This window comes from Micromonospora sp. DT178 (assembly GCF_049841695.1).
Taxonomy (GTDB): domain Bacteria; phylum Actinomycetota; class Actinomycetes; order Mycobacteriales; family Micromonosporaceae; genus Micromonospora.
The window spans coordinates 191,457-205,473 of record NZ_JBNCKV010000006.1; the positions used below are offsets into that span (position 1 = coordinate 191,457).

Here is a 14,017-nt window from a genome sequence, read left to right on the forward strand (position 1 = left end):
CGGTCTGTCGGCCCGACCGGGCCGACCAACGTGACCGGGGAGGAGTGCCGTGCCGCTCTCGGAGCACGAGCAGCGGCTGTTCGAGCAGATCGAGCGGTCGCTTGCCGAGGACCCCAAATTCGCCTCGGCCGTGCGCGCCAGCGATCCGCGCTTCCACGCGCGGCGTCGCCTGCTCGTCGCTGCCGGCGTGATGATCGCTGGGCTGGCCCTGTTGGTCTACGGCGCGGTGATCAAGACTCCGCCGCTGGCAGTGGCGGGTTTCGTCGTCATGCTGGCCTCGGCCGCGTTCGCGGTGCAGTCGCACCGTCGGGCGCAGTCACCGGACCTGCACGTCGTGGGCGGGACGACGAGTCGTCGTCGCCCCCGCGGTCGTTCGGGTCGTCGGCCCTCGATCCTGGATCGGATGGAGGACCGGTGGCGGCAGCGTCCGGAGGGGCACCGCTGAGCCCGACCCGCCCCTGAGGCGGGCCGCGCGACGACCAGTCGGTCGCCGGTACGCCCCGGCGGCAACCGACGATTCCGCACGCCCTCCGGGCGTGCGTCCTCGCATGTCCCCATGTCCGGCGTCCGGCCGGCTCCCGTCCGCCCCTGATCCCGGTCGGCCCTGACGGCTCCGTCGGATGTCAGCCCGGTCGGCCCCGGCGGTCCGGTCGGCCCTGACGGCCCCGGCGGCCCTGACGACCTCCGTCGGATGTCAGCCCGGTCGGCCCTGGCGACCCCGGCGGCCCCGTCGGCCGGCACCCGGGCATCCGGTCTCACGACGTCAGTCCCGCGAACGCGACGGGCCGGTGGGGGCGATGCCCCCAACCGGCCCGTTCGTCTGTCGGTCTTCGTCTCGGTCAGCGGGCCATGCGGCCGGCCATCAGGCGACGCGGGTTCCAGCGCAGCAACCGGTGCCGGGCCCAACCGCCCGCCACCACCAGCCGGGACGACGCCTCGGCCGTGCCCGTGCGCCAGCGCAGCAGCACCGACGGCGGCAGCACGGCCGCCACCAGGCGGGTACGTCGGTCGGTCTGTGCGGCGAGCGCGGCGCGTACGGCGCGCAGGGCCGGCAGGAGTTGCTCGCCGGTCAGCGGATCGCGGGCGTAGCGGGCGCGTTCCTCGGCGCGGCCGAGCAGGCGTACCGCCGTGGTCGCCCCCGCGTCGGCGGTGAGTGCCTCCCGGGACAGCCGGTCGGCGGTCGCCCGGGGGGTCTCGGTCCGGTCCACCCGGACCCGGTAGTCCACCAGCGTGTCCAGCAGTTCGTCCCAGGCGGCGTGCGCGTCCGCCCGCGCCCGCTCCGCGTCCGCCACCACCACCATGCGTCGCCCGTCCGCGGGCGCGTCGCCGGCGGCCCCGGGGCGCACCGCCGTCGCGGCCGGCTTCGCCGGGCCGCTGCGCTTGCGGCGCAGGGCCGTGCGGCGCAGCGCCGGCAGGGCGAGCAGAGCGAGCAGGGCCAGCACCGCCGCGGCGGCGTACCAGGGCCAGACCGGGCCCTGGTCGGTCGGGGTCGCGCCGTTGATGGCCAGGCCGGAGTCGATGTCCTCCTCGGGGCCCTCCGGCCCCGTCGGGCCGGCCGACGGGTCGACGCCATCGGGGGCGCTCGACGGGCCGGAAGTCGGCGTCTCCTCCTCCGGGGCGTCGATGTCCGGCGCCCAGGCCGACCGGGTCGAGCCCTGCACGCCGTACGCCGGAGTGGGGTCGAAGGGCACCCAACCGACCTCGTTGAAGTAGACCTCCGTCCAGGCGTGCAGGTTCCGGTTGGTCAGGGTGTACGTGCCGTCGCCGGAGTTGCTGCCGTTGGCGAAGCCGAACGCCACCCGGGCCGGGACGCCGGCGGCCCGGACCAGCCACGTCATCGCGGCGGCGTACTGCTGGCAGAAGCCGACCTTGTTGTCGAGGAAGTCGACGATCTCCCGCCCGCTGGTGCCGCCCTTGGTGCTCAGCGAGTAGGTGAAGCCGTTGTCCGCGGAGAAGTGGTCGTAGATCGCGCGGACCTTGTCGTACTCGGTGTCCTTGCCCCGCACCAGGGTGGAGACCAGCTCCTCCACCTCGGGCACGGGCGGCGGCGCGGGATGCAGGCGCCGTACGGCGTGGTCGGCCGGCAGCGGCTGGGACCGGCGCAGGGCGGCCGGCGTGTACGTCGAGCGCACGTAGTCGAACGCGTAGCGCTTCTCGCGGGAGTTGTCCCGGTGGGAGAAGACCACCTGGAGGCTGGGGTCGTACGCCCAGTTGCCGTTGAGGTCCTCGGCGCGCACCGGTTCGGTGTAGACCGGCAGCAGCGGCATGGTGAGGTTCTTCGTCACCTCGACCGTGGCCCGGTACGTCCGCTGCTCGACCCCCTTCGCGGACGGCGCCGGCAGGTCCGCGACGGGGCGGCCCGCGGGGGTGCCCTCCCGGAAGCCGGTCGACGTGAGCTTGTCGGCCACGCCGAAGCGCAGGTAGAACGGGCTGGGCTCGTTCGTGGTGACCTTGACCAGGTCGGCGACCTCCGACTGGTTGAGCTGCCCGCTGAGCGCCGCGAACAGGTCGATCCGGCCGGTGCCGCCCTGCCCGGGGCGCCCGTTGCCGTTGCCGTTGCCCGAACCGCCCAGCGTGTCCAGCAGCCCGCCCGTCATCCCCGGCACGGCCAGCGGCAGCACCACGGCCAGTGCGACACCCACCGCCGCCAGCCGCCGGCCGGCGGCGGCCAGCGGCGAGGCCTCCCAGACGTCGACGTCGCGCCCGTCGCCGGTGAACCGCCGGCCGAACCGGCGGACCCGGTCGACGTTGTCGGTCACCAGCAGCCAGAGGAACCCGGCGGCGCCGACGACGAACGGCACCGCCGGGACGCTGTCCACGTAGACCGCGACGGGCACCGAGTAGATCGCCAGCATCGGCAGGCCGGCCAGCGCCGGCCGGCGCAGCCCGACGGCGAGCACGTCGACCACCACGGCCACCCCGCCGATGCCGAGCACCGTGACGAACAGCAGCGGGTCGGTGTCGGGAACCTTGACGCCGTACGAGCGCATGTCCTCCAGCGAGCCGTCGAGCAGTTCGCCGAAGTGCGTGAAGGTCGACGGGGTGGGCACGATGCCCAGCAGTTCGGTGCCGCCGGGGAAGAGCCAGGCCAGGGCCAGGGTCAGGCCGGCCAGCATGCCCAGCGCCTGGCCCCAGAGCGGGACCCGCGCCAGCCGGGCGAGCGCGGCCACGGCGGCGACCACGGCCACCGCGATCGTCGCCTGGATCAGCCACGTCCAGCGTTCGAAGATGGCCGACAGCGGCGCGGCGGCGAGCAGCGTCGCCGCGGCGGCCACGAAGCCCAGGTTCCGGTGGGCGATCATGAGGGGACCCTTCCGTTCATCGCATGCCGCCGGCCACCGTCTCGGCCATGGCCGCCCGCAGCGCGAAGCCCTGCGAGCCGCGGGCCGCCTGCGGCCACAGCGCGGGCAACTGCGTGCCGTGGTCGACGCCGATGACCCGCCAGCCGCTCTGCAACATGGCCAGCGCGGCGGCGCCGTGGGCGTGGTCGGCCTCGGCCCGGGCCTTGGTGGGCAGGTTCAGCCAGGTGGAGCTGTCGAGCAGGAAACCGACGCAGGTGGCGCCGTTGCCCCGCAGCCCGGCCAGCAGTTCGGCCTCGGCCGTGCTCACCGAGCCGAACAGGCCGATGATCAGGCCGCCGTCCGCCCGTTGCCGGACCCGCTGCACCAGCGTGGTCAGCTCGCCGAACTTGTCGAGCCGGACCTCGGCGAGGTGGTCGAGGAGCACCCCGTCGCCGGCAGCCTCGGACGCGTCCACGTCCGCGCCGGAACCGGTGACCAGACGCAGCTTGTAGCCGGCCTGCCGCAGGTGCACCGCGATGCTGGCCGCGGCGGAGACCGCCCACTCGAAGGAGGCCGTCGGCCCGTCGCCGCGGTGGCCGTACGCGCGGGTGTCCAGCACGACGGTGGCGCGGCTCTCCCAGGGCTGCTCCTCCCGGCGCACCATCAGCTCGCCGGTGCGCGCGGTGGACTTCCAGTGCACCCGGCGCAGGTCGTCGCCCACCCGGTACTCCCGGGTGGCGGCGTCGTCCTCGCCGTGCACCGCCACCGAGCGGGCCCGGCTGTCGCCGCTGCCGGCGTATTCGCCGGGCAGGCGCACCGAGGGCAGCGGGGTGACCTGCGGGATGACGGTCAGATGATCGGTGCTCGGGAAGGCGCGGCTCAGCTCGCACAACCCGAACGGGTCGGTCATCCGGACCACCAGCGGGCCCACCTCGTAGCGGCCACGCACGTCGGCGCGCACCGTGTAGGCCACCGAGCTGGCCTGGTGGGCGCCGAGCCGCTCCAGCACCACCCGGGGCCGGCTGCCCAGCGCGTACGGCAGCCGGTCCTCCAGCAGCAGGGTGCCGGTGGGCAGGCGGGACATGTTCTGCAACCGCAGCACCACCCGGGAGCTGGCCCCGACGGGCACCCGGTGCGGGTCCAGCGACCGGTTGCAGGCCAGCTTGTAGCGGCTGCGCCCGACGTAGGCCGCGGCGAGCAGCGGCAGGACGGCCAGCAGCACGGCCACCCGGAGCAGGTCCTTCTCGCCGAGGATGCCGGCCGAGACCGCCGCCGCGACCGCGGCCGCCAGGAACGAACGGCCGCGGGTGGTCAGCCCGCGCAGCCCGTCGCGCACGTCACCGCCTCCGCGGCTCGTACGTGGCTCGGCCGTTGCCCTCGCCCGTCGGGCGGGTGTCGTACGGGGAGCGCCCGCGGTCGTGCGGCAGCGGCAGCCGGTGCACCAGCTCGGAGACGATCGCGTCGGTCGTACGCCGGGCGAGCTGGGCGTCGGCGGTCGGGATGATCCGGTGCGCGAGCACCGGCACGGCCAGCACCTGGAGGTCGTCGGGGAGGACGTAGTCGCGCCCCTCCAGGGCGGCCACCGCGCGGGCGGTGCGCAGGAGCTGGAGGGTCGCCCGGGGGGAGGCGCCCAGGCGCAGGTCGGAGGATTCGCGGGTGGCGGTGACCAGGTCGATCGCGTACTGCTTGACGGCGTCGGCGACGTGCACCTGCCGGACGTGGCCGATCAGCTGCCGCACGGTGTTGGCGTCGGAGACCGGACGCAGCTCGTCCAGCGGGTCCGTCGCGCCGTGCCCGTCGAGCATCGCCAGCTCGGCGCTCGGGTCCGGGTAGCCCATCGCGATGCGGGCGGTGAACCGGTCGCGCTGCGCCTCGGGGAGGGGATAGGTGCCCTCCATCTCGATCGGGTTCTGGGTCGCGATGACCATGAACGGCGTCTGGAGGTGGTAGGTGACGCCGTCGACGGTGACCTGGCGCTCCTCCATGCACTCCAGCAGCGCCGACTGCGTCTTCGGCGAGGCGCGGTTGATCTCGTCGCCGACGACCAGGTTGGCGAAGACCGCACCCGGGCGGAACTCGAAGTCGTGCGTCTCCTGGTTGTAGACGCTGACCCCCGTGACGTCGCTGGGCAGCAGGTCGGGGGTGAACTGGATGCGGCGCACGGAGCAGTCGATCGACCGGGCCATCGCCTTGGCGAGCTTGGTCTTGCCGACCCCGGGCACGTCCTCGATGAGCAGGTGGCCCTCGGCGAGCAGGACGGCCAGGGCGAGTCGCACGGTGGCTGTCTTGCCCTCGATGACCTGCTCGATGTTCGACACGATGGCTTCGCTGGCGGCACGGAACTCGTCGTGCGGCAACGCGCCGCCCACCTCGTCCCAGGTCTGTTGTGTCACGGGCCTCCTCCTCGTCGCCGGACGGCAGCTCTGTATAGAGCAGCTGGACCCGCCGTAGGGTTCGCGACGCCGAGCCTCGTCTGCCGCAGAAATCTCACTGGTCTCTCAGGCTAACCATGTTTGTCGCTGTCGCCGACCCCCGCAGGTAGACGGTCGGTTACGCACCGAATATTCGCTGGGTCGGGGGATCGGGCCGTCGCTCTCGGTGCCGCTGATGATCACGAAGGGCTGTTGCGGCCCGCGTACGTCCGGGGTCGGCGTCCCGACCCGTGGCGGCGGGCGACGTGCGGGACCGGGCGGCGGGGTACACTCCCGGTCATGGCCGGATTCTTCCTGCTTCTTACCGGGCCGTGCTGATGCGCTGACGCGCGACAGCACGGCGGCCCCTCCTGCGCGAGGGGCTTTTTTGTGCCCTCCGCCGGACGCCCCGGCGGTCGGCACCCGGCACCGGCGCCGGCCCTCGGGCGGCGCGGCGCCGGCGGCGGACAGACCCGAGCCAGACCGACATGACCGCGCCGAGCGAGGTCAGCACCCAGCCCGGCCGTGGCGTGGCCGGCGGCGACGAGCGAAGCGAGGAGACGCCATGAGTGAGGCAGCACCGGCCGACATTCCCCCGTTCCGGTACACCGCGGCCCTGGCCGAGGAGATCGAACAGCGCTGGCAGGACGCCTGGGCGCGGGAGGGGACGTTCCACGCCCCGAACCCGACCGGCCCGCTGGCCGACCCCGGTCACCCCCGCGCCGGGGCGGAGAAGCTGTACGTCCTGGACATGTTCCCCTACCCGTCGGGCGCCGGCCTGCACGTCGGGCACCCGCTGGGCTACATCGGCACCGACTGCTTCGCCCGCTACCAGCGGATGGCGGGGCGCAACGTGCTGCACGCGATGGGCTTCGACGCGTTCGGCCTGCCCGCCGAGCAGTACGCGGTGCAGACCGGCACCCACCCGCGGACCACGACCGTGGCCAACATCGAGCGCTACAAGGAGCAGCTGCGCCGGCTGGGCCTGGCCCACGACGAGCGCCGCTCGGTGGCCACCATCGACACCGACTTCTACCGCTGGACGCAGTGGATCTTCCTGCAGGTCTTCAACTCCTGGTACGACACGGAGGCGAAGCGGGCCCGCCCGATCGCCGAGCTGATCGCCGAGTTCGAGGGCGGCAACCGGCCCACGCCCGACGGGCGGCCGTGGGCGGAGCTGTCCGTGGCCGAGCGCCGGTCCGTCGTCGACGACCACCGGCTGGCGTACGTCTCGCAGGCGCCCGTCAACTGGTGCCCGGGGCTGGGCACCGTGCTGGCCAACGAGGAGGTCACCGCCGACGGCCGCTCCGAGCGCGGCAACTTCCCGGTCTTCAAGCGCAACCTGAAGCAGTGGATGATGCGCATCACCGCGTACGGCGACCGGCTGCTGGACGACCTGGACACGCTGGACTGGCCCGAGCCGATCAAGCTGATGCAGCGCAACTGGATCGGCCGCTCCACCGGCGCGCACGTCGACTTCCCGACCACGGTCGCGCCGATCCGGGTGTTCACGACCCGGCCGGACACCGTCTTCGGCGCCACCTACATGGTGCTGGCTCCCGAGCACGAGCTGGTCGACGCGCTGACGCCGGCCGCCTGGCCCGAGGGGACGAAGGACGCGTGGACCGGCGGACACGCCAACCCGCGCGCGGCTGTGGAGGCGTACCGCAAGGCGGCGGCGGCCAAGACCGACGTCGAGCGGCAGGCCGACACGAAGGAGAAGACCGGCGTCTTCGTCGGGGCGTACGCCACCAACCCGGTCACCGGTGGGCGGATCCCGGTCTTCGTCGCCGACTACGTGCTGGCCGGCTACGGCACCGGCGCGATCATGGCGGTGCCCGGCCAGGACGAGCGGGACTGGGCGTTCGCCGAGGTCTTCGATCTGCCGATCGTGCGTACCGTGCAGCCGGCGGAGGGCTTCGACGGCAAGGCGTACACCGGGGACGGCCCGGCGATCAACAGCGCCGCGCCCGAGCGCGGCCTGGACCTGAACGGCCTGGGGGTGGCCGACGCGAAGGCCCGGATCATCGAGTGGCTGGAGGCCAACGGGCACGGCACCGGCGCGGTGACCTACCGGCTGCGCGACTGGCTGTTCTCCCGGCAGCGTTACTGGGGCGAGCCGTTCCCGATCGTGTACGACGAGACCGGAGCGGCCATCGCCCTGCCGGAGGAGATGCTGCCGGTCGAGCTGCCCGAGGTGGACGACTTCTCGCCGCGCACGTTCGACCCGGAGGACGCCGACAGCAACCCGGAGACCCCGCTGTCGCGCCGGCGCGACTGGGTCGAGGTGGAGCTGGACCTGGGCGACGGCCCGAAGCGCTACACCCGCGAGACCAACGTGATGCCGCAGTGGGCCGGCTCGTGCTGGTACGAGCTGCGCTACCTGGACCCGACCAACTCGCAGCGCTTCGTCGACGCGGAGAACGAGGCGTACTGGATGGGGCCGCGCGGCGAGGGCGACTGCGGTGGCACCGACCTGTACGTCGGCGGCGCCGAGCACGCCGTGCTGCACCTGCTGTACGCGCGGTTCTGGCACAAGGTGCTGTACGACCTGGGGCACGTCTCGTCGTTCGAGCCGTTCCGCAAGCTGTTCAACCAGGGCTACATCCAGGCGTACGCCTACACCGACGCCCGGGGCGCCTACGTGCCGGCCGAGGAGGTGACCGAGCGCGACGGCGGTTTCTACCTGGGCGACACCCAGGTCAACCGCGAGTACGGCAAGATGGGCAAGTCCCTGAAGAACGTGGTCACGCCGGACGAGATGTGCGCCGCGTACGGGGCGGACACGTTCCGCGTCTACGAGATGTCGATGGGTCCGCTGGAGGTGTCCCGTCCGTGGGAGACCCGGGCGGTGGTCGGGTCGTACCGGTTCCTGCAGCGGGTCTGGCGGGCGGTCGTCGACGAGCAGACCGGCGCGCTGCGGGTCACCGACGCGCCCGCCGACGAGGCGACCCGGCGGCTGCTGCACAAGGTGGTCGACGGGGTCCGCGGCGACATGGAGGCGATCCGGTTCAACACCGCGATCGCCAAGCTGATCGAGCTGACCAACGGGCTGACCCGGCTGACGGAGACCCCGCGCGAGGTGGCCGAGCCGCTGGTGCTGATGCTGGCGCCGTTCGCCCCGCACGTCGCCGAGGAGCTGTGGCGCCGGCTGGGGCACGACACCTCGCTGACGTACGCGGACTTTCCGACCGCCGACCCGGCGCTGCTGGTGGCGGAGACGGTGACCTACCCGGTGCAGATCAACGGCAAGGTGCGGGGCCGCGTCGAGGTCCCCGCCGACGCGTCCGAGGAGACCGTCCGCGCGGCGGCCCTGGAGGCGGTGGCCGGTTCGCTGGCCGGCAAGGAACCCCGCAAGGTCATCGTCATCAAGGGCCGCATGGTCTCCGTAGTGGCCTGACCCGCCCCCGACCCCTCGCGTCGATCATGCAGTTGTGGTGGGGGACGAAGTCCCCGGGCCGGGATGAACCGGCCACCGGAACTGCATGATCGACGCGCCGGGGCGGGGCGGGGCGCGGACCCGGGGCGGGGTGGGTCAGGGGTCGCGGTGGTGGGTGAGGGTGATCGCCGTGAGGGTGGCCGTGAGGGACCAGGTGGCCAGGGTCAGCCAGGAGCCGGTGACGGTGGCCGGGTACGGGTCCGGGTTGAGGACGTCGGGGTGCACCTCGATCAGCCGCAGCCAGGCGGTCAGCGGCAGGGCGTTGTACAGCTCGGCGATCCACCGGTGCTCGTCGCTGTCCACCGCCATCGGCACCAGCACGAGTACCGACGTGGCCGCGGCCACGGCCCCGGCGGCGTGTCGGGTGAGCGCGCCCAGACCCATCCCGACCAGCGCGCACACGGGCACCAGCACGGCGCTCGCCGCGACGGCGCGCAGCACGCCCGGCTCGCCGATCGACCAGCCGGCGCCCCGGTCGGCGAGGATCGCCTGGGACACCCAGAACGAGGTCGCCGCGGTGACCGTGCCGAACACGAGCATGACCCCGGCCAGTACGGCGGCCTTCGCCGCGACCACCGCGCGGCGGGCCGGGACGGCGGCGAACGTGGCCCGGATCAGCCCGCTCTGGTGCTCGCCGACGATCGTCAGTGCGCCGATGGTGGCCGAGGCGAGGATCAGCAGCAGGTAGCCGGCCTCGGGGAAGGCGTCGCGCACCGGCCCGTACAGGCGGAACATCTCCCGGCGCCCCTCGGGGTACGCCGGCCAGTTCCGGTGGTCGGCGAGGCTGGCGTTGACGCTGACCCCGACCACGAACAGGTGGACCAGCGGCAGCGTCCAGCGGGTCGAGCGCAGCGACCAGAGTTTGATCCACTCGGCGGCCAGCAGGTCGCGGAAGCGGGCCGGCGCCCCGGTCACGGCCGGTCGGCGGGTCGGCCCGGTCACGGCGGTCATCGGGTCCCCTCCCCGGCGAGATACTCGACGCTGTCGGCGGTGAGTGCCATGAAGGCCTCCTCCAGCGAGGCGGTACGGGTGGTCAGCTCGTGCAGCCCGACGCCGTGGGCGAGCGCGAGGTCGCCGATCCGCGCGGCCGTCAGGCCGGTCACGACGAGCGCCCCGGCGTCGTCCGGCCGGACGTGCGCGCCCTCGGCCGTGAGCACGGCGGACAGCGTCGCCCGGTCGGGCGTACGGACGGTCACGGCGGCCCGGGTGCTCCCGGCGGCGAACTCGGCGAGGCTCTGCTCGGCGATCAGCCGGCCCCGGCCGATCACCACGAGCCGGTCGACGCAGTTCTGCATCTCGCTCATCAGGTGGCTGGAGACGAAGACCGTGCGCCCCTCGGCGGCCAGCCGCCGGAACAGGTCCCGTACCCACCGCACCCCCTCCGGGTCGAGGCCGTTGAACGGCTCGTCGAAGAGCAGTACGGGCGGGTCCCCGAGCAGCGCGGCGGCGATCCCGAGCCGCTGCCGCATGCCGAGCGAGAAGCCGCCGATGCGCCGCCGCGCGACGGCGGACAGGCCCACCTCCCGCAGCACCTCGTCGACCCGGGCGCGCCCGATGCCGTTGCTGCGGGCCAGGGCCGACAGGTGGGCGACGGCGCTGCGCCCGCCGTGCACGTCCCCGGCGTCGAGCAGCGCGCCGGCGTGCCGCAGCCCGCGCGGCCGGTCGGCGAACCGGACCCCGTCCACGGTGACGGTGCCGCTGGTCGGCGCGGTGAGCCCGATGATCATCCGTAGCGTGGTGGACTTGCCGGCCCCGTTGGGGCCCAGGAACCCGGTCACGTGGCCGGGGCGCACGGTCAGGGTGAGGTCGTCGACGGCCGTCGTGCGGCCGTACCGTCTCGTCAGGGCGTTCAGTTCGATCACGCCACCCACGCTGCCGGGCGGCGGGCGGCGGGGCGTCGCCCCGGCGGCCACACCCGGCGGCCGGTGACCCGCCCCGGGGTGTACGCCCGTGGGCCGATGCCCGGGCGGCGGCGGGCTGGCTACCGTGTGCGGCATGGATGCGACCGCACCGCCGCCGCGCCGCGCCCCGGCGCTGGTGCGGGCGGTGCTGCCCTGGATCGGCGTCGCGGCGCTGCCGGTCGCCGTGCTCATGGCCCCGGTCGTGGCGTCGAGCCGCAACGGCGTGGGGTTCGGCGACTGGTGGCTCTCCGAGCGCTACCTGGTGCCGCTGCTGGCCCTGGCCCCGCCCGCCGGCCTGCTGCGCCGCCGGCCGGTGCTGGCCCTGGCGCTGATGCTCGTCGCGGCGTGCGTGGTCACCGTGGTCGTCAACGTCCCGGAGGACGGCTACCTGGCCGACATCTGGTACGCGCAGTTCCTGGCGGTGGACACGGTGGCGGGGCTGATCGCGGCGAGGAGGTCCCGCCGCGTCTCGGTGCCGGTGGCCGTCGTGGTGCTCGCCGTGCAGATCACCGCGAGCTTCGTGAACCCCTCGACCGACCCGGTGAGCCGCGCCATGATCTCCGTGCTGGCGGTCGTCACCGCGTGGACGGTCGGCAACTCGGTGCGGGCCCGGCGCGGCTACGCCGAGGCGCTGCGGTCGCACGCCGCCGCCGAGGCGGTCACCGCCGAGCGGCTGCGCATCGCCCGCGAGCTGCACGACATGGTCGCGCACAGCATCGGGGTGATCGCCATCCAGGCCGGCGTGGGGGCCCGGGTCATCGACACCCAGCCGGCGCAGGCGCGCGCCGCGCTGGCCACCATCGAGGCGACGAGCCGCGACACCCTGGCCGGCCTGCGGCGTACGCTCGGCGCGCTGCGCCGCCCGCAGTCGGAGTCGGCGTCGCTGGATCCGACGCCCGGGCTGGACGACCTCGACCGGCTGGTCGCCGCCGCCGCCGACGCCGGGGTGCGGGTGGACCTGCGGCGCGACGGCGAACGACGGCCGGTCCCGGCCGAGGTCGACCTCGCCGCGTTCCGGATCGTGCAGGAGGCGCTCACCAACGTGGTACGACACGCGGGCAGCGACCGGTGCCGGGTCACCGTCACGCACGCCCCCGACGAGGTCGCCGTGGAGGTCGTCGACGACGGTCGCGGCGGCGCGGTCGGCGGCGAGGGGCACGGCATCGTGGGTATGCGGGAACGCGTCGCCCTGGCCGGCGGCCGGTTCCACGCCGGACCGCGCCCGGAGGGCGGCTTCCGGGTGGCGGCGTCGCTGCCGGTGCCACCGTTGGCGGCGGTGTCACCGGTGTCGCCGGCGGCGGTGGAGCCGGCCGGGGCGGGGGAGCGGTGAGCGTCCGGGTGCTGCTCGTCGACGACCAGCCACTGGTCCGCGCCGGCCTGCGGGTGCTCATCGCCGACGCCCCCGACATCGACGTCGTCGGCGAGGCGGGCACGGGGGCCGAGGCGGTGCGGCTGGCCCGCGAGGTCGTGCCGGACGTGGTGCTGATGGACCTGCGGATGCCCGGCATGGACGGCATCCAGGCCACCCGCGCGATCACCGCGCACGGCGGCGTCACCCGCGTCCTCGTGCTCACCACCTTCGACGACGACGAACACGTGCACGCCGCGCTGCGCGCCGGCGCGAGCGGGTTCCTGGTCAAGGACATGGCGCTGGACGACATCCTGGGCGCGGTCCGGGTGGTCGCCGCCGGGGACGCGCTGATCGCCCCCGGGGTCACCCGCCGGCTCATCGCCGAGTTCGCCCGCCGGCCGGCCCCCGCCGCCCCGACCCGGGCCCTCGACGGCGTCACCGAGCGGGAGCGCGAGGTGCTGACGCTCGTCGGCCGTGGCCTGTCCAACGGCGAGATCGCCGCCGAGCTGGTGATCAGCGCGGCCACCGCCAAGGCGCACGTGGCCCGGCTGTTCAGCAAGCTGGGCGCCCGCGACCGGGTGCACCTCGTCATCGCCGCCTACGAGGCGGGGCTGGTCTCCCCGGCGGGATGAGGCGCGCGACCCGGGTGGGGCGGACGCGCTCCGGGCGGTCAGCGCAGCGCGGCCGCCGTGGCGGGCACGGAGCCGGTCAGCGCAGCGCGGGCCGCCGCGCGGCGCGGAGCGGGTCAACGCAGCGCGGCCGCCGTGCGGCGCGGAGCGGGTCAGCGCAGCGTGGCCGTCACCACCCGGCGGTGCTCGGCCAGCCAGTCGTACCAGCCGCGCACCATGTCGGCGACCCCCGCCGCGCGGAGCTGGCGCATGGCCGGGGCGCCCCGCTCCGCGCCGGCCGCGATCCCGCGCCAGGTCCCGTCGATCTGGGCGAGCATCACGTCGACCAGTTCGGCGCGGGGCAGCGCGAGCGACCCCGTGCCGGCCGCCTCGTAGGCGTCGCAGAGCAGCCGGGCGCGCCGGCCCAGCTCCACCGGGTCGGCTCCCGGCCCCGGCGCCGCCCAGTGCCAGGCGGCGAAGGCGACATCCTCGACCCGCCGGCCGGGCGCGGCGAGGTCCCAGTCGATCAGCGCCACGGGCAGCGGGCCGGCGGGGGAGTCCCGGTACACCGTGTTCTTCGGGGACAGGTCGCGGTGGCAGACCGTCTCGGCGTCCCCGGCCAGCGGGCTGCCCGCGCAGGCGTCGTGCAGCCGCCGGACCAGCTCGGCCAGCCGGGTCAGCGCCGGGTCGGCGAAGTACGCCGGATCCTCCCTGTCCCGCCACGGCACCCGGCCGTCGACGTGGCTGAGCACCTGCCGACCCTGCTCGTCGGTGCCGAGGTGGCGGGGCGCGACGTCCACGCCCACCCGCTCCAGGTGCCGCAGCAGCGCGGCGACGAACTCGGCGTTCTCCGGTGGCGTACGCCGGACGGTGTCGCCGACCCGAACCACCTCGGCGATGAAGCCGCCGCGCAGCCGCTCCTCGGCGACGGTCGGGTCGACGCGGCCGGTGGCGCCGCCCGGCTGCCGCCCCTCGTGTTCCGGCCCGGCGCCCTCGCCCGCTCCGGGCGACCCGCTGCGCACGCCG

At 74.6% G+C, this 14,017-nt stretch carries 10 protein-coding genes; 4 read left to right on the top strand and 6 right to left on the bottom strand.

Annotation, left to right across the window (positions count from 1 at the left end; genetic code table 11):
• Positions 1-49 precede the first annotated feature (49 nt).
• Positions 50-445, top strand: a complete 396-nt coding sequence (locus tag ACLQ22_RS13845) for a DUF3040 domain-containing protein (protein ID WP_121400531.1) — start codon at positions 50-52, stop codon at positions 443-445.
• Positions 446-839: 394 nt separating this feature from the next.
• Here the strand turns inward: ACLQ22_RS13845 and ACLQ22_RS13850 are convergent, their stop codons facing one another.
• From ACLQ22_RS13850 to ACLQ22_RS13860, 3 genes are read right to left on the bottom strand one after another with little or no spacing between them, the layout of a single operon-like run.
• Positions 840-3,302, bottom strand: a complete 2,463-nt coding sequence (locus ACLQ22_RS13850; protein WP_425692612.1) for a transglutaminase TgpA family protein — start codon at positions 3,300-3,302, stop codon at positions 840-842.
• Between the two features lie 16 nt (positions 3,303-3,318).
• A complete protein-coding gene (locus ACLQ22_RS13855; protein ID WP_425692613.1) occupies positions 3,319-4,617 on the bottom strand; it encodes a DUF58 domain-containing protein in 1,299 nt (432 codons plus the stop codon).
• 1 nt (position 4,618) lies between these two features.
• A complete protein-coding gene (locus ACLQ22_RS13860) occupies positions 4,619-5,674 on the bottom strand; it encodes an AAA family ATPase (protein ID WP_121400534.1) in 1,056 nt (351 codons plus the stop codon).
• A 583-nt stretch (positions 5,675-6,257) separates the two neighbouring features.
• On the opposite strand from ACLQ22_RS13860, the gene leuS reads away from it, so the two are divergent.
• Positions 6,258-9,092, top strand: coding sequence for a leucine--tRNA ligase (gene leuS / locus ACLQ22_RS13865; protein ID WP_425692614.1), 2,835 nt, complete (start codon positions 6,258-6,260; stop codon positions 9,090-9,092).
• Positions 9,093-9,227: 135 nt separating this feature from the next.
• Here the strand turns inward: leuS and ACLQ22_RS13870 are convergent, their stop codons facing one another.
• Together ACLQ22_RS13870 and ACLQ22_RS13875 are read right to left on the bottom strand one after the other, a co-directional pair.
• Entirely contained in the window at positions 9,228-10,082 is an 855-nt protein-coding gene (locus ACLQ22_RS13870; protein ID WP_425692615.1) for a hypothetical protein, read from the bottom strand.
• Positions 10,079-10,993, bottom strand: a complete 915-nt coding sequence (locus ACLQ22_RS13875) for an ABC transporter ATP-binding protein (RefSeq protein ID WP_425692616.1) — start codon at positions 10,991-10,993, stop codon at positions 10,079-10,081. Before ACLQ22_RS13875 ends, ACLQ22_RS13870 begins: the two co-directional genes overlap by 4 nt.
• A gap of 133 nt (positions 10,994-11,126) precedes the next feature.
• Between ACLQ22_RS13875 and ACLQ22_RS13880 the strand changes: the two genes are divergently transcribed.
• Complete coding sequence (locus tag ACLQ22_RS13880) at positions 11,127-12,362, top strand: sensor histidine kinase (RefSeq protein WP_425692617.1); 1,236 nt, start codon at positions 11,127-11,129, stop codon at positions 12,360-12,362.
• Positions 12,359-13,015 carry a response regulator transcription factor gene (locus ACLQ22_RS13885; RefSeq protein WP_366642049.1) on the top strand — a complete coding sequence of 219 codons (657 nt, stop codon included), beginning with the start codon at positions 12,359-12,361 and terminating at the stop codon, positions 13,013-13,015. The genes ACLQ22_RS13880 and ACLQ22_RS13885 overlap by 4 nt, the downstream gene beginning before the upstream one ends.
• Positions 13,016-13,164: 149 nt before the next feature.
• On the opposite strand, the gene ACLQ22_RS13890 is transcribed toward ACLQ22_RS13885, so the two are convergent.
• Complete coding sequence (locus ACLQ22_RS13890; protein ID WP_425692618.1) at positions 13,165-14,013, bottom strand: phosphotransferase; 849 nt, start codon at positions 14,011-14,013, stop codon at positions 13,165-13,167.
• Positions 14,014-14,017: the final 4 nt, after the last annotated feature.